The 15,768-nt window shown below is 63.8% G+C and carries 14 protein-coding genes; 12 read left to right on the top strand and 2 right to left on the bottom strand.

Annotation, left to right across the window (positions count from 1 at the left end; genetic code table 11):
• Positions 1 to 177: 177 nt before the first annotated feature.
• Both QZX93_RS13785 and QZX93_RS13780 read right to left on the bottom strand, forming a co-directional pair.
• Positions 178 to 579 (bottom strand): sodium-independent anion transporter, encoded by a 402-nt coding sequence (locus QZX93_RS13785; RefSeq protein WP_295393009.1) that lies wholly within the window; start codon positions 577 to 579, stop codon positions 178 to 180.
• A gap of 4 nt (positions 580 to 583) precedes the next feature.
• Positions 584 to 772, bottom strand: a complete 189-nt coding sequence (locus QZX93_RS13780; protein ID WP_295393010.1) for a hypothetical protein — start codon at positions 770 to 772, stop codon at positions 584 to 586.
• Between the two features lie 281 nt (positions 773 to 1,053).
• Between QZX93_RS13780 and QZX93_RS13775 the strand changes: the two genes are divergently transcribed.
• The 12 genes from QZX93_RS13775 (at position 1,054) to QZX93_RS13720 (ending at position 15,763) form a co-directional block, all read left to right on the top strand.
• Positions 1,054 to 2,493: an ATP-binding protein gene (locus tag QZX93_RS13775; protein WP_295393011.1), complete on the top strand. Its 1,440-nt coding sequence runs from the start codon at positions 1,054 to 1,056 to the stop codon at positions 2,491 to 2,493.
• Positions 2,490 to 3,857 carry a sigma-54 dependent transcriptional regulator gene (locus QZX93_RS13770; protein WP_295393012.1) on the top strand — a complete coding sequence of 456 codons (1,368 nt, stop codon included), beginning with the start codon at positions 2,490 to 2,492 and terminating at the stop codon, positions 3,855 to 3,857. Before QZX93_RS13775 ends, QZX93_RS13770 begins: the two co-directional genes overlap by 4 nt.
• 495 nt (positions 3,858 to 4,352) lie before the next feature.
• On the top strand, positions 4,353 to 4,700 hold the full coding sequence (locus tag QZX93_RS13765; RefSeq protein ID WP_295393013.1) for a PepSY domain-containing protein: 348 nt from the start codon (positions 4,353 to 4,355) through the stop codon (positions 4,698 to 4,700).
• A gap of 231 nt (positions 4,701 to 4,931) precedes the next feature.
• Positions 4,932 to 5,702 carry a hypothetical protein gene (locus QZX93_RS13760; protein ID WP_295393014.1) on the top strand — a complete coding sequence of 257 codons (771 nt, stop codon included), beginning with the start codon at positions 4,932 to 4,934 and terminating at the stop codon, positions 5,700 to 5,702.
• 28 nt (positions 5,703 to 5,730) lie between these two features.
• The gene (locus QZX93_RS13755) at positions 5,731 to 6,393 is read left to right on the top strand and encodes a response regulator transcription factor (protein WP_295393015.1); all 663 of its coding nucleotides are present in this window, start codon (positions 5,731 to 5,733) and stop codon (positions 6,391 to 6,393) included.
• Complete coding sequence (locus QZX93_RS13750; protein ID WP_295393016.1) at positions 6,390 to 7,700, top strand: ATP-binding protein; 1,311 nt, start codon at positions 6,390 to 6,392, stop codon at positions 7,698 to 7,700. The genes QZX93_RS13755 and QZX93_RS13750 overlap by 4 nt, the downstream gene beginning before the upstream one ends.
• Before the next feature lie 454 nt (positions 7,701 to 8,154).
• On the top strand, positions 8,155 to 9,708 hold the full coding sequence (locus QZX93_RS13745; protein WP_295393017.1) for a GAF domain-containing sensor histidine kinase: 1,554 nt from the start codon (positions 8,155 to 8,157) through the stop codon (positions 9,706 to 9,708).
• Positions 9,699 to 10,346 carry a response regulator transcription factor gene (locus QZX93_RS13740; protein WP_295393018.1) on the top strand — a complete coding sequence of 216 codons (648 nt, stop codon included), beginning with the start codon at positions 9,699 to 9,701 and terminating at the stop codon, positions 10,344 to 10,346. Before QZX93_RS13745 ends, QZX93_RS13740 begins: the two co-directional genes overlap by 10 nt.
• Before the next feature lie 406 nt (positions 10,347 to 10,752).
• Positions 10,753 to 11,307, top strand: a complete 555-nt coding sequence (locus tag QZX93_RS13735; RefSeq protein ID WP_295393019.1) for a hypothetical protein — start codon at positions 10,753 to 10,755, stop codon at positions 11,305 to 11,307.
• Between the two features lie 350 nt (positions 11,308 to 11,657).
• On the top strand, positions 11,658 to 12,251 hold the full coding sequence (locus QZX93_RS13730) for an N-acetylmuramoyl-L-alanine amidase (RefSeq protein WP_295393020.1): 594 nt from the start codon (positions 11,658 to 11,660) through the stop codon (positions 12,249 to 12,251).
• A 107-nt stretch (positions 12,252 to 12,358) separates the two neighbouring features.
• The gene (locus QZX93_RS13725) at positions 12,359 to 13,471 is read left to right on the top strand and encodes a DUF3616 domain-containing protein (RefSeq protein ID WP_295393021.1); all 1,113 of its coding nucleotides are present in this window, start codon (positions 12,359 to 12,361) and stop codon (positions 13,469 to 13,471) included.
• Between the two features lie 663 nt (positions 13,472 to 14,134).
• A complete protein-coding gene (locus tag QZX93_RS13720; RefSeq protein WP_295393022.1) occupies positions 14,135 to 15,763 on the top strand; it encodes a cytochrome ubiquinol oxidase subunit I in 1,629 nt (542 codons plus the stop codon).
• Positions 15,764 to 15,768 lie beyond the last annotated feature (5 nt).

Below are 15,768 nucleotides of genomic sequence, written 5' to 3'. Positions count from 1 at the left end.
ATCCGACATCCAACTCGGCTTCATGATCCACCTCGGATAATTTGCTTAACTCTTGCATAAATTATAGACAGTCAACGGAAAAAAAATAAAAAAAATTTATTATAATTCAATTTGTCCAGATGCCATATTATTCTGCTATATTTGCGTTCATTCGCGGCTTAACTGCTCTTCTTAGGCTCAAGCGAGTATCCGCAGGAGTCGGTCGATGGCCTCACGGTCGGTGGCGAAGATCTGGTCGCGACCGATCTGTTCAGCGAGTCCGGTCCGCTCGATGACCTCCTGGACTTGGCGTTTGAAGCCGCTGAAGACCAGGGTGATGCCGTTGTCGCGGAAGCGGGTGACCAGATTGCCGAGCATATCGACTCCGGAGGCGTCGAGCCCATTGATCCCGCTGGACTTGATGAGAATATGGGTGACCTGTGGATGGTCCTGCTCCAGTTGCAATAGCGCGTCCTCGAAAACGGTAATGCCGGCGATCAGGTCATCTTTGAATGATGCGGCATTGTATGATAAGTGCGTCAGCCGGCTGAGAGACCATAATGAGCGTCGGCCACGGGAATGAGCGCTGGGTATCGGCATTCGTTCAATGGGAACCGAGGTAAGCGGCCGCGCGGGGCAGCGCCGCGGTCCACCGGGTGGCGGTCGGGCGAGGCGCGGCGGCGGGGGCTGGGGGTGCATCCATTTTAGCGCTCAGTCGGATGAATGCGCCATAGTTGCCGATGTTGGCGAAGGCGAGTGCGTTGAGCAGGCGTTGCACACTGTGATTGGTCATGGCGGCTTGAGACATCTGTTGAAAGATTGATCGGTGTCATAACTCAGCATGATGTGTGCCATCATGCTAAAGCGTCGCTATGTCAATGTGTTAGCTCTTAGCCTCTGCCTGGGCGGGCGAGCGCTTGATGCATCTTGCAACGACTGGCCGACGCCCGTTCAGTGACCATGGCAAGCAGGCCGCGCGATCAGCCGCTTGGCGTTGTTGCGGAGGTCCCCACGGTGTCTCACAATGCAACACTTGGCCTTAGGATCGGGATCCTGTCCACCGTGCTTGCCTCTTTGCAGAACAAACTCAGGTTCGGCTACCTGCTGGTCGCGGCGCTGACCCTGGCCGTCTCGGGCTACACCTTCGCGCAGTCGCGGGTGCTGGAGCAGCGCGTGCTGCTGGGGGAGCGGATCGCCGAGTTGTTCGACACCGTGCTGGAGATCCGCCGCTTCGAGCGCAACTATTTCCTCCACGGGCAGGCGACGGACCAGGCCGAGAATGCGCGCTACCTCCAGGCGCTCGGTGGTCTGCTCGACGCGGCCGAGGCGGATTTCAGGCGCCTGGGGATCGGCGACGGCGTCGGCTCCCTGCGCGCGAGCCTGGCGAGTTACGCTCAGTGGATGCGGGACTATGTCGCTGTTGCGCCCGGCGACGAGGCGCGCCGCGACGCCCTCCAGGCCCAGATCCGGGAGGTCGGTAAGCGCATCGTCGGCGTGGCCGAGGTCGCTGCCGGCGCCGAACGCAGTCAGGTGCAGGTGCTGCTGGCCAGCTTCCGCACGGTGCTGGTGGCCGCCATCGTCGGCCTGGCACTGCTCATGATCGGGATCGGCCAGGCCTTGTCATGGCGCTTGGTGCGACCGCTCAAGCGGCTCGAGGAGGGGGTCGCGGCCATCCAGGCGGGCCGGCGCGAGACCTTGCCCTGGCTGTCCGACGATCGCGAGTTGGTCGCCGTGGTCGGCGCCTTCAACCAGTTGTTGCAGGAACTGCGACAGCGCCAACGTCACCTGTTGCGCGCCGAGAAGCTTGCCGCGCTCGGCACCCTGCTCTCAGGCGTCGCCCATGAGCTCAACAACCCCTTATCGAACATCTGGTCGTCCTGCCAGATCCTGCTTGAAGAACTGGACGAGGCGCAGGTGCCGGGGCACCGCGGGCTGCTCCTGCAGATCGACGGCCAGTGCGAACGGGCGCGCGCCATCGTGCGCTCCCTGCTCGATTTTGCCCGGGATCGCCCAGTGCAGATGCAGCCGGTGGATTTGCGCGGGTTGATCCTGGAGACCCTCGCGTTCCTCAAGGCCGAGGTGCCCGCGGGGGTGCGGATCGAGGTCGAGATCCCCACCGACCTGCGGCCCCTGGGCGACCGTCGGCGCCTGCAACAGGCCTGTCTCAACCTTATCCGCAACGCCGTGCAGGCGGTGGGGGCGAGCGGTCTGGTGCGCATCGCCGCGCATCGCACGCGGCCCGGCGACCCCTTCCCGGTGGCCTGCCCGGGGGCGGGCGACATGATCGAGTTGCTGGTGAGCGACAGCGGCCCCGGCATTGACGCGGCCGTCCTGCCGCGCATCTTCGATCCCTTTTTCACCACCAAGGAGGTCGGCCATGGCATGGGTCTGGGCCTGTATATCGTCTATCAAATCGTCGACGAACACGGTGGCTGCATCAGTGCCGGCAACGCACCGGGGCAGGGTGCAGTCTTGCGTCTGCGCCTGCCGGTCGCGGCGGGGGAGGGGTCATGACTGATACGCGCGAGCGCCTGTTGATCGTCGATGACGAGGAGATCGCCCGCGCCAACCTGGAGCGCGTGATGCAGCGCGACGGCCACGCGGTCACGACCGCCGCCGGCGGCGCCCAGGCCCTGGCATTGATCGAGACCCAGGGCTTCGATCTGGTGCTGACCGACCTGCGCATGGAGGGGGTGGACGGCATGCAGGTGCTGCGCCGCTGCCGGCAGCGGCTGCCGGAGGCCGAGGTGATCGTCATCACCGGTTATGCCACCATCGATTCGAGCGTCGCGGCCATCAAGGAGGGCGCCTTTTACTACATCGCCAAGCCCTACCGGCTCGCCGAGGTGCGCAAGGTGGTGAGCGAGGCGCTGGAGAAGGTTCGGTTGCGCCGCGAGAATCGGCAACTCAAACGGCAACTTGAGGGCCTTACCGAGCAGGCCCGGATCATCACCCAGGACCCCGCCATGCACCGGCTGCTGGGCCTCGCCCGCCAGGTCGCGCCGAGCGATTGCAGCGTGCTCATCGAGGGCGCCAGCGGCACCGGCAAGGAGCTGTTCGCCCGCTACCTGCACCATCACAGTGGGCGTCGCGACGGGCCCTATCTCGCGGTCAACTGCGGCGCACTCACCGCCGAATTGCTGGCCAACGAGCTGTTCGGTCACGAGCGCGCCGCCTATACCGGCGCCGGCGGGGCACGCAAGGGGCTGATCGAGACCGCCGCCGGCGGCACCCTGTTCCTCGACGAGGTCACGGAGATGCCGCCCGAGATGCAGGTCAAGCTGTTGCGTGTCATCCAGGAGCGCGAGGTGCTGCGGGTCGGCGCCACCCAGCCCATCGCGGTGGACATCCGCATCCTGGCCGCCACCAACCGCGATCTGGACGAGGCGGTGGCGAGCGGCCGACTACGTCAGGACCTCTACTACCGACTCAACGTGGTGACCCTGAGGGTCCCGCCGCTGGCGCAGCGCCGGGACGATATCCCGCTGCTCGTGGCGCACTTTCTGGAAAAATATGCGGCACGGATGCGCAAGTCGGTGACGGCGGTGGCGCCGACGGCGCTGGCCATCCTCACGCGCTATGCGTTCCCCGGCAATGTGCGCGAACTGGAGAACATCATCCAACGCGGGGTGGCCCTGGCCGAGGGCGATCGGATCGCCCCCGAGCACCTGCCCGAGGCGTTGCGCGAGCAGCCCATGGCGCCGGCCCCCAACGCCGACGGGGCGCTGCCGACCCTCCAGGAGCAGGAGCGGCGCTATATCCACTGGGTGATGGAGCAGGTGGGCGGCAACCAGACCCTGGCCGCGCGCACCCTGGGCATCAACCGCAGTTCGCTGTGGCGCAAGCTGCGCGGCTATGCCCAGGGGAGTGAGATCTAGTACCCGGTTCCACCTTAAATTTGCTGGTCGACCCCAACGGGGTCGAACATACCAGCCCAGGGCAAAGCCCTGGGTGTGCTGCATATAAGCGAGCCTAGCCCTGAAAGGGCGTGACATACAGCCCTTCGCCGTTATGTCACGCCCTTTCAGGGCTAGGCTGAACACGATGATATCCCAGGGCGTTGCCCCGGGCTGATATGTCCCGCCGGCCTCGATCATCGTTCCGGCCAAATCGGGGCCGGAGTCCAAGGCTTCGGCCTTGGCTGGACAGGACCAAGGCTGAAGCCTTGGACTCCCGAAGCAGGCCGCTGGTCGGAACGATGATCAAGGCCGTCCCGCCCCTTCGGGGCTTGCGCAGCTCGCAAGCCAAGGTGGAACGCTCTACTAGCACGCGATGGTGTGGTTGCTGCGTTACCGCTAACGCTCCCCTAACTCTTGTTCGCTATCTTCAACACCACGCGAATATCCGCGTGACTTCTTGAAGAGACCATCATCATGAAACGCAAGGTCTATCCGGCAGCAGCGCTGGCCGCGCTTTCCCTTACAGCCATCGGCGGTGTTTATGCGGATAACGCCGCCGTCAACGACGCCTTGAGCATTGGCGGTGCCAAGATCGGCATCGTTCAGGCCATCACCGCCGCCGAGGCGCAGGTCGGCGGCAAGGCGTCCCGCGCCGAGTATGAACGGCACCAGGGTCAGTGGGTGTTCGACGTCGAAGTTGTCAACGGCAACAAGGTCATGGACGTCAGGGTCGACCCGACGAGCGGTCAGGTCCTCGCTGCCATCGAGGATCAGGCCGATCACGAGGATGACGAGGGCCAAGGCGAGGATCGGGCTGATTGATCTCGGGCAGCCATGAAGGCCCCGGGGTGGACACCAATGCCGTAAGTTAAGCCGTTCGTGGTGAGCTTGTCGAACCACGGACGGCTTAACTTCACTCGGTTAATGATTTCCCGTTCACCCTTCGACAGGCTCAGGGCGAACGGAAAATCCTTAACTTACTTGATACCACCTCCGGGGCCGGTCTTGAGCCAGCACGCATTCCAGCCGGAACACCCCTGTGAGGTCCCCACGATGAATACCCTGACGCGCGACGATACCAGGCGACTGTTGAATAAGGTTCCCGAGGTGACCTTGATCTTCTGGATCATTAAGATTGCCGCCACCACGCTCGGTGAAACCGCTGGCGATGCCGTATCCATGTCGATGCAGCTTGGTTACCTGGTCGGGACGGCCATCTTCGCGGCCATTTTTCTCACCGCCGTAGCGGTCCAGATCAAAGCCAAGCGCTTTCATCCATTCCTCTACTGGACCACTATCATCGCAACGACCACCGTGGGCACCACGCTGGCTGATTTCGCGGATCGCTCGCTCGGCATCGGTTATGCCGGAGGGGCGGCATCGCTGCTGATGCTGTTGCTGACCTCCCTGGCCATCTGGTATCGTTCGCTCGGCACCGTATCGGTAGCCAGCGTCAGTTCCCCGCAGGCCGAGCTGTTCTATTGGGTGACGATCATGTTTTCTCAAACGCTGGGCACCGCGCTCGGCGATTGGACGGCCGACACGGCGGGGCTTGGGTATGAAGGCGGCGCGCTGGTGTTCAGCGCCTTGCTGGCAACGCTGGTCGTGGCCTATTATAAAACCAGCCTCTCCCGCACCCTGCTGTTCTGGTCTGCCTTTATCCTCACGCGACCCCTGGGGGCGGTGCTGGGCGATCTTCTCGATAAGCCGCTCGCGCTAGGCGGGCTGGCATTGAGTCGTTACTGGGCATCGGCAGTTCTGCTGGTCTTCATCGTGGCCTGCATCCTCCTGTTACCACAGCGGGGGGCACGACAGGGGCATTGATGAACCAGCCTGACTGAGGAGCAAAGCCATGCGCATTCTGCTGGTCGAAGACGATCCGATGATTGGTGAAGCGGTCTTGACCGCCCTCAAAGATGCGGCCTACGCCGTGGATTGGGTCAAGGACGGCGCCGCCGCGGACACTGTGCTCGATCAGGGTGAGCACCAGGCGGTCCTGCTCGACTTGGGTCTACCCAAACGGGACGGACTGGAGGTGCTGCGACGACTGCGGCGGGCTGGCAACGCCATTGCGGTCATCGTCATCACCGCCCGTGACGGCGTCGATGACCGGATCAAGGGGTTGGATGTGGGCGCCGACGATTATCTGGTCAAGCCCTTCGATATCAATGAGCTGCTCGCGCGTCTGCGCGCGGTGGCAAGACGCCAGGGCGGGCAGGCGGGCGCGATTCTCACCAACGGTGTGGTGAGTCTCGACCCTGCAACCCATGAAGCCTCCCACGGTGAGACCGTCGTGGTCTTGAGCGCACGCGAATTCGCGTTGCTGCACGCACTCCTGTTAAATCCTGGCAGGATACTGAGCCGCACGCAATTGGAGGAGCGCATCTACGGTTGGAACGAGGAAGTGGAAAGCAATGCGGTCGCCTTCCTGATCCACGGTGTGCGCAAGAAGTTGGGGGCCGAGGTCATCAAGAACGTGCGCGGTGCTGGCTGGATGGTGGAGCGGCCGCAATGAAGCGGTCACTGCAACAGCGGCTGTCCGTCCTGCTGGGCGCTGCCATCCTGCTTGCAGCGCTGGTCGCGGCCCTGGCGTCGTTCATCCTTGCCTATGCCGAAGCGACCGAGTTCCAGGACGACATGCTGCGGCAGATCGCCGTGCTGGCGGCGCGCAGTACCAGTCGGTCTGCGCTCAACGATCCGGCGGGGCAACCCCGTAGCGAGGTCGCCTTAAGCGATCCCGAGTCGCGCATCAGCGTAATGCGTTTGCCCGATGACCCGCGTCCCCGCTGGCTGCCGGGCGATGTGTCGTCCGGCTTCCATACGCTTCAGACCGCTGGCGGGCGACTGCGGGTCTTCGTGCGGGCAGGCCTGCCGGGCACTGCCACGGTCGTCGCCCAACCGACCGAGACGCGCGACGAGATCGCCATCAACGGCGCCTGGCGCACGCTGGTTCCCCTACTGCAGTTGCTGCCCGTCATGGCGTGGCTGATCGTGCGCATCGTCCGTCGCGAGTTGGCCCCAATCGGTCGTCTTGCCAGTCAGTTGGACGCGCAGTCGGCGGATCGACCCCAGCCGCTGGGCGATGAAGGAGTTCCAGACGAAATCAGGCCCTTCGTGCAGGCCATCAACCGATTGCTCGAACGGGTCGGGGTGTTGATGGGGCAGCAGCGGCGCTTCGTCGCCGATGCCGCCCACGAACTGCGCAGCCCACTCACCGCCTTGTCGGTCCAGGCGCAAAATTTGCGGCAAGCCACATCGCTGGAGGCCATGCGCGAGCGTGTGCTGCCGCTCCAGGCGGGCATCGAGCGGGCCCGCAAGCTCGCCGAGCAACTCTTGAGCCTGGCCAGGGCGCAGGCGGGCGGGGTGCCAATCACCGAGGTGGATGTCCCGGCCCTGGCCCGCGAGTTGATCGCGGAATATCTGCCACTGGCGGAGGCGAGAGGCATCGACCTTGGCCTCGATGAGGCCGCGTCGCTGCGGATCGAGGCCGCGCCGGAGACCCTGCGGCTGGTGCTCAAGAACGGGCTGGAGAATGCGCTGAAATATACCCCAGAAGGCGGTGAGGTCACGCTTCGGCTCGCCGCGGACGACGGGATTGCGATCATCGACATCGTCGATAACGGCCCCGGCTTGCCGCTCTGCGAGTACGAGCGCGTTTTTGATCCCTTCTACCGCATGCCGGGCGCACTTGGCGAAGGCAGCGGACTCGGACTTGCAATCGCCAGGGAAGCCGCGGCCAATCAGGGTGGAAGCCTCCGTCTTCATGCTCGCCCGCAAGGTTCCGGCTTGGTCTTTCAGTATCGGCAGCGGCGCACGCTGTAATCGCCGTCGTACCTCAGCGATGATTGCTGGCGTCGCGATCTCGCAAGGCGGCGCCTGTCGGGTTGGTCCTGGATCGCGGGCGGCTTCGCCTCGGATTGCCCGGTTCTGGGGGGCGCCGGGTAAAGGCTATTGCCCCCTTACCGTGAAAGTCGCGCCGGGAGCGCGCTCCACTTCTCCCTCCCCTATTGGGGGAGGGCGGGGTGGGGGAACCGCCAAGGCGCCCGCCACTTTCATCTTTCGGGGTGGCGCGGGCGCCATAGCCGTGACCGTGGTTCTTCGTGGTGGATGCCTGGCCCTGGATTGGACCCTGATCCTTGGTATATGCTGCCGTTCATGCTGCCCGGTTAAGGAGCAGCCGAGGGCGAGTGCGGTCCCCGTGCATGGCCAGTCCCGGCTGCGCGCCGAGTGAGTCCGCCCTTACCAGGAGCACCACCAGTCCGGAGTCGTGATTCCGATGGACCAAGACTGCCCCCAAGACCCGGATGACCGGCCGCCCCTGTCCTATCACGTCATCGGGGCGACTGGCCACTTGGTTGTCCCGCCCCCGTCAGCGCCCGCGCCCAGTGGGGACCCCGGCCGTCAGGGGCTCTTTCTGGAGTTGGTGGACCCGGCCGACCAGGACCGGGTAGCCCGACTGTTGGCCGCGGCCTTCGCCGGCCAGGCCAGCGAGTTCGAGTTCACCGGTGACGGGCCAGCCGTCGCCAGTCGTTTCGTCGGCTGTCTCGTCCCCTGTGCCGACGTCCAGGGCCGGATCGAACGCGTGGTCGGCGTCACCCGCGACCTCGCGTGGCGCCGACAGACCGCGGATGAACTGCGGCGTCTGGGCCGCACCCACGCCGTGCTCTCACGCTGCAACCGCAGCCTCGCCCGCGCCCTCGACGAGCGGGCGCTTCTGCACGCCTTCTGCGCCAATCTCGTCGAGGTGGGCGGCTACGCCTTCGCCTGGATCGGCTACGCCGGGCGGCGCGGCGGTGCGCCGGTCCGGCTGATGGCCCATAGCGGCCAGCGCGACGGGGCCTTCGCCGCCGCGGTCCTCGCCTTTGCCAACCGCGGCGACCAGCGCAGCGCCTGCCGCCTCGCCGGCGAGGGCGGGGCACCGGTCATCCTGCGTGACCTGACCACCCCGTCGGCGCTCGCCCCCTGGGCCGCCGCGGCACTGGACCAAGGTTACCGCTCCATGATCGCCCTGCCGCTGCGCGCGGACGGGGCGCCATTCGGCAACTTCAGCATCTTCGCGGACACCCCGGACGCCTTCGACCAGATGGAGGTCGCGCTGCTCGCGGAGCTCGCCGACGACCTCGCCTTCGGCATCCAGACCGTGCGCGCCCGCGCGGCACAGGCCCAGCAGGTGCGCCGCCTGCGCAACGACGCCGAGCGCGAGGCCCGCGGCCGGCTCGCGGCGACCCTGCACGACGGGGTCGGCCAGACCATGCAGGCGCTCAATCTTGGGCTGAAGCAGGCGCGCGCACTGGCCGAGCGTCGGGAAGCGGCCCCGGTCGCGCTGCTGGACCGGCTTATCGAGGAGGCCGGTGAGGTGCTGCGGGGGCTGCGCGCGGTGAGTGGCGAACTGCGTCCCCTGTTCTTGGAACGCCTGTCGCTGCTCGACGCCATCCGCCACCAGTGCAGCGAGACCGCCCAGCGCACCGGCATCGGCATCCAGGTCTGCGCGGTCGACGCCACCTTCACCCTGGACGAGCAGGTCAAGGAGCAGTGTTTTCTCGCCTTTCGCGAGGCCCTATCGAACGCGGTGCGCCACGCCGCCGCGAGCCACGTCGAGGTGGTTTTTCGTGTGCGTACCAACGACCGGCTGATCCTGGCCATCAGTGACGACGGGGTTGGCTTCGACCTCAGCCGCACCGGCGAGCGTCCCGCCGGACTCGGGCTGTGCATGATCCGCGAGCGTGCCGCGAGTGTCCTCGGCCGCGCCTGCGTCCGCAGTACGCCCGGTCGGGGGACCCTCGTACGCATCTGTGTCCCCCTGACCAAGGAGCCGATCCTGTGCCCATAAGCGTCATACTTGCCGAGGACCACGCCATCGTCCGCCAGGGCCTCGCCGCCCTGCTCCAGGCCGAACCCGACATCGCCCTGCTGGGCCAGGCCGCCGACGGCGCGGTGGCCTGGGGCCTGATCCTGACCCACCAACCAGCAATCGCCATCCTGGACCTCTCCATGCCCCAGGCGACCGGCATCGAGGTGGTCCGCCGGGTCGAGGCCGCCGCGCTCGACACCCGCTGCTTGCTGCTCACCATGCACGACGACCCCGCCGCCGCGCAGGAGGCCCAGGAGGCGGGCGCGGCGGGTTATGTCCTCAAGGACAACTCGTTCGAGGAACTGGTCATGGCGGTGCGCGGCATCGCCGCCGGCGGGACCTTCGTCACCCCGTCCATCCGGGCCAGACTCCGCGCCCTGCAGCGCAACGGCCACAAGCCCGCCGCCTTGTCCGACCGGGAGCGGGAGGTGCTCCGACTGGTCGCCTTGGGGCACAGCAGCAAGGCGATTGCCCGCACCCTCGCCATCAGCCCCCGCACCGTCGATACCTACCGCAACCGGCTGATGCACAAGCTGGGGCTGCACAGCGTGGCGGACGTGGTGCGGTATGCGGTGCAGGCGGGGATGTTTCTCGGTCACGAAGTTCCTGGTTCCTGAGGCAAGAATCGAAACCCTCATCGCCGCGCCGCCGCGTGGATTGCGCTCCCGTGACACAAAGTGACTGGCTCGGGCCATGAAGCGAAGTCGCGCGGCCAGGCCACCGAGGGGCAGCAGCATCACCGCTTGTCCGTATATCCGCTTACAGGGGCGTAGGTTGCTACCGGGACTGCCAAACCTGCACCCCCTTTGTAACATGAGCTCATGGGTTCGACAGGTGACGCGAAGGAAATCGAAGAACGAGATGAATAATGATAACCGCACGAAAGACATTGGATAACAGGCGTCCGAACATTTTTCATTATCTCAGCTACTCCAAGCTCTTCTCTGCAAAACTAAACGTGGTCGGTGCCAAATACCCTTTCCCTGATGCGCTCTGTCCGCCACTATTAACGGGGGTCGCTTTATGCCATCGTCGTTGTTGCATGCGCGCAAGAAACTCAAGAAATTTCAACCGGAGAGCGAGATGAAAGAGCCAGACCGCAAGAGCAGAAATGCCACGCGCCTTTCTGAACTCTACCCAACTTTTCGCAGTCGCATAGCGCGGGTGATTGCAGAACTTGAAGCAAAGGGGATGCGTCCGCGGATACAGGATGGATGGCGTTCCGAAGCAGATCAAAGGAAAGCATATGCGGCGGGTCACTCCAAGTTACTATACGGCTTTCATAATGTTACTGCGGCTGACGGCACACCGGAAGCCCTGGCAGTCGACCTGCTCGATGACGACTCGCCAATAAACATGAGCAAACAATACTTTCTGCAGCTGGCCGCTGCGGCAGAAGCTGCTGGGATCGTAACCGGGATTCGTTGGGGCGTTCCTAAGAAACTCGTTGGCGCTATTGATGCAGCGATCGCTTCGCACGATTGGGATGCCGGAATCAAGGTCGGCTGGGATCCGACGCATCTCGAACCGAAAGACGTCACGGTCGCGCAGGCACGAGCTGGCATACGCCCCAGATAGATCGCTCAAGAAATGCCTCCATCCGACGCCGCGAACTCGCTCCGCCAGCACTTTTTTGAGACGACATCGCTCTCCGAGGCGCTGAGGTCACGGCCGGGCTGGATTGGGTAGATCTGCGATTGGCGTTTGAACGGCTAGGGAATGCCTGGGTCCTGGTCGGCATCATCAATGATGAGTGGAGCATCTGACGTTGGGCCGGGCAGGGACCTGCCCTATTCGTTTTACGGAGTCTAGGGGCATCCCGCGGGACGCGGCCCTGGCCGTGTTCCCGAGTGCCCGCCAAAGCAGGCCAAGCCGAGCAATCGCCGTCTTGGCCGAAAATCGTCAACGTACGTAATGAGGCCACCGCTATGGGTAATTTCACCGGTCCCGATACCGACCATTGGCCGGTCGTCGAAGCCAGATGGTACAAGAAAATTACGAACAAGTCGCGCGTGGTGCATCGGGTCGTGATCCACACGATGGAAGCACCTGAGACTGCAAACACCGCCGAAAATGTTGCGAAATATTTTCAGGGTTTGCCCAAGAATCGCCAGGCATCGGCACACCTGTGTATCGACAACAACAGTATCGTGCAATGCGTCCTCGATAACCACGTCGCTTACGCCGCGCCCGGCGCTAACAGCGACGGAATCCAACTGGAGTTGGCCGGTTATGCGGCACAAGGTGCCGCGGACTGGTCAGACAACTACAGCACGGCCTTGCTGGAGAACGCCGCCAACGCGGCGGCCCAATACTGCCTGAAATACGACTTGCCGCGCAAACACCTGACAAATACGGAGCTTGAAAAGGGCCACGAAGGAATTATCGGACATGACCAGGCGACCGCCGTGTTCAAGCTCGGTAGCCACACGGATCCCGGCAAACATTTCCCATGGGATCATTTCATCAAGCGCGTTGAATTCTACTACGCGGAGCGAAAAAAGCAGCTGGGACTCTCGTAAGATTGTGGAAGCCGTCGGGTCGAGGATCGCCCCCCCGGCTTCATTGGTCCGCGGCGCCGCTTCGACTTCATGCCGGCGGCGCTCAATTAGCCACGCACAGAGATACCATGATGCCAAAATCATTCGTGTCCTTCCCGCTCCTGTTGAGCTTGACGACAGCCGGGTTACTGACGGCCCTGTCATCCCCCTCGTCTGCGGACCTACCGGATGCCAGAAAGGAAGGGACACTGACGCTTTCTGACCTGGCAATCGATCCGCTCAATGTTAGCGCTATCGCGATCAGGGGCACGTTGCTGGCGATCGGATCGGACGCGGGAGCGAGCATTCAGGTGTTCACGAAGACCGGTACCGACACCTACCAGGCCGTCCCCTCAAGCCCCATTCTGCTCGACAGCAAGGGTGCGGATGACGATATCGAAGGGCTGGCCTGGGGTACCGACTACCTCTATGTCACCGGTTCGCATTCGCTGGCCCGCAATGAGGCAAAAGCGGGCAAGACCGTTGCTGAGAACCATGCCCGTCTGGCCGAGCCACCCAAAGACGAGCCGTCGCGCAAGCAGGTATTCCGACTCAAACTTGACGCCTCTGGGGCGCTCGTAGCCGGCTCACTTGAGCAGATCACCTTGGATGAAGCATTCAAGAAGCACCCGATCCTCGACCGGTTCCGCGCAATTCCAAGCAAGGAGAACGGCATCGATATCGAGGGCCTCGCGGTCGATGGCGACGGGTTGCTGTTTGGCTTACGCGGGCCATCGCTGCGGGGTCCAGTGATTCCGGTCCTCGCGGTGACGTTCGCGGATAACCGCTTCGACACTGACGCGGTCAAGACCGAGGATCGCTTTCTGGACCTCGGCGGACGCGGTATTCGGGCCATGACCGAAGCGCCCGGTGGCGGGTTTCTTGTACTCGGTGGGCCGGTGGGCAGTGAGCCCACGCCTTATCAGCTCTATTTCTGGGATGGGCAAGACGCACTGATCGGCAAGGATCGACAGGGCGCTGGGAACCGCGTCAAGGCGCTATGCCGGATTGGATGTCCCCCGGTCGATCAGAATGGAAAGGTCCTGAGCGACAGGTTGGTGTCTTGCGGCGATTCTGGTGTCAAGCCCGAGGGTCTGGAGGCCGTCGGCATCCGGGACGGCGAGATCCGCTTCATTGTGGTGTATGACGGTGCTGACGGGGGAGCGCCGACCCGGTTCAGTTGCCCGTTCGGAAACTCTTAGCGGCGCCTGCTGTTGAGCCGCTGTTGATCGAACACCGCGAGGGTTAAGGAGGCAGTGCGACGTGGCAATGTCGCTTAATCCAGTGGGTGGAACTGCCACCTGAGTAGTCGCCAGCCACGCGCCCAGTATCGCGCCTGACATTGAGAGTATGCGGTACCGGGGAGATCCGTGCATCGATCCGTCGGAGACGGGTACCCGCGAACAAGTGCAAGAGGCGACGACGCGGGAGGTGGTGTGCGGAAGTCGGAGCCATCTATATTTGCTCTTGGGAGCAGCGACGGCTGAGAGTTGTCAGGCATCTCAGGGGGAGTGGGCAACGAGGGCAGGCATCTGTCAGGCGTCCCAGGGGTTGGGAGCAGAGACAGAGGATGTCTGTGATATTTCCGGGGGGCGTTGTTTTCGCGAGGACCCTAACGGCCCTACGCGCCTTCGCCGACAGAATGTCGGCGCTCCCAGGCGCCCCAGGATTGGGTGTCTGAACAAACTTGGCCAGCCTCGGAGCTTGGGCGCGCGGGGACCCTGTTGTCAGATAGCATTGCGATCTCGCAACGCGCCGCCTGCGGTGTCGGTCTAGCATCGCGGGCGGGTTCTCCCGGGGCCGCCCGGTTCATGGGGGGGACGCCGGCTCCCTGTCATCCACTGCCCTTTGTTTGGGAAAACATCATGCTGGACAGCACCATGATCGAGTTGTCGCGCTGGCAGTTCGCCAGCACGGCCCTGTACCATTTTTTGTTTGTTCCCCTGACCTTGGGTCTATCCTGGATCCTCGTGATCATGGAGACCGTGTATGTCATGACCGGTCGGACCATCTACCGGGACATGACCAAGTTCTGGGGCAAGCTGTTCGGGATCAACTTCGCGCTCGGGGTAACCACCGGGTTGACCATGGAGTTCCAGTTCGGCACCAACTGGGCCTACTACAGCCACTATGTTGGCGACGTTTTCGGTGCGCCCCTGGCCATTGAGGGGCTCATGGCCTTTTTCCTGGAGTCGACCTTCATCGGGCTCTTTTTCCTGGGTTGGGAGCGCCTGTCCAAGGTCCAGCACCTGGGGGTGACCTTCCTCACCGCCCTGGCGTCCAATCTCTCGGCGCTCTGGATTCTGATCGCCAACGGCTGGATGCAGAATCCGGTCGGCTCGGAATTCAGCTTTGAAACCATGCGCATGGAGATGGTGAGCTTCTCGGCGTTGCTGCTGAACCCGGTGGCTCAGGTCAAGTTCGTACACACGGTTGCGGCCGGCTATGTGACGGGTTCCATGTTCGTGCTGGGGTTGAGCGCCTGGTACATGCTCAAGGGTCGGGACCTGGCGTTCGCCAAGCGCTCCTTTGCGGTGGCGGTGGGCTTTGGGATGGCCGCGATCCTCTCGGTGCTCCTGTTGGGCGACGAGTCGGGCTACGAGATCGGCGAGATACAGAAGGTTAAGCTCGCGGCGATCGAGGCCGAATGGGAGACCGAGCCGGCCCCGGCGGCCTTCACTGTCTACGGCCTGCCGAGCAACGACGAGGCCGAGACCGCCGATGCGATCAAAATCCCCTATCTGCTGGGCCTGATCGCCACCCGCTCACTGGATACCCAGGTGACTGGGCTCAAGGACCTGATGAAGGGGCACGAGGCCCGTATCCGTAACGGCATGATCGCCTATGGATACCTCAAGCAGTTGCGCACCGGCGCCGACACCCCGGAGAACCGTGCGCGCTTTGCCGAACACAAGGCGGACCTGGGCTACGGCCTGCTGCTCAAGCGCTACACCGAAAATCCGGCCACGGCCACCGAAGAGCAGATCCAGAAGGCGACCAAGGACTCGATCCCCGAGGTCGCGCCGATCTTCTGGGCCTTCCGGGTCATGGTCGGGGCCGGTGTCTGGATGCTGCTGCTGATGGTCGTCGGCTTCTGGTTCAACGCCCGGCGTACCATCCAGAATCACCGCTGGCTGCTGTGGCTCTTCGTGCTCAGTATCCCGGTCCCCTGGCTGGCCGTGGAGACCGGCTGGTTCGTCGCCGAGTTCGGCCGCCAACCCTGGGCCATCGGTGAGGTGCTGCCCACCGCCATCGCCGCCTCCAGCCTCACCGCCACCGATCTGCGGGTCAGCCTCACCGGGTTCCTGGTCTTCTACACCATCCTGTTCATTATCGAGATGTTCCTGATGTTCAAGTTCGGACGCATGGGGCCGAGTTCCCTGCACACCGGCAAATATTTCCATGAGCGCCCTGAGGGCCACCCCGACGGTCAGTTGGACCGGCCGCGCGGCGGCTATGGCGGCGGTACGCTCGCGGCACGCAACGAGCACTGAAGGCG

The sequence above is a fragment of the uncultured Thiodictyon sp. genome (assembly GCF_903946935.1).
Taxonomy (GTDB): domain Bacteria; phylum Pseudomonadota; class Gammaproteobacteria; order Chromatiales; family Chromatiaceae; genus Thiodictyon.
This window is presented reverse-complemented; position numbering and strand designations above follow the sequence as displayed.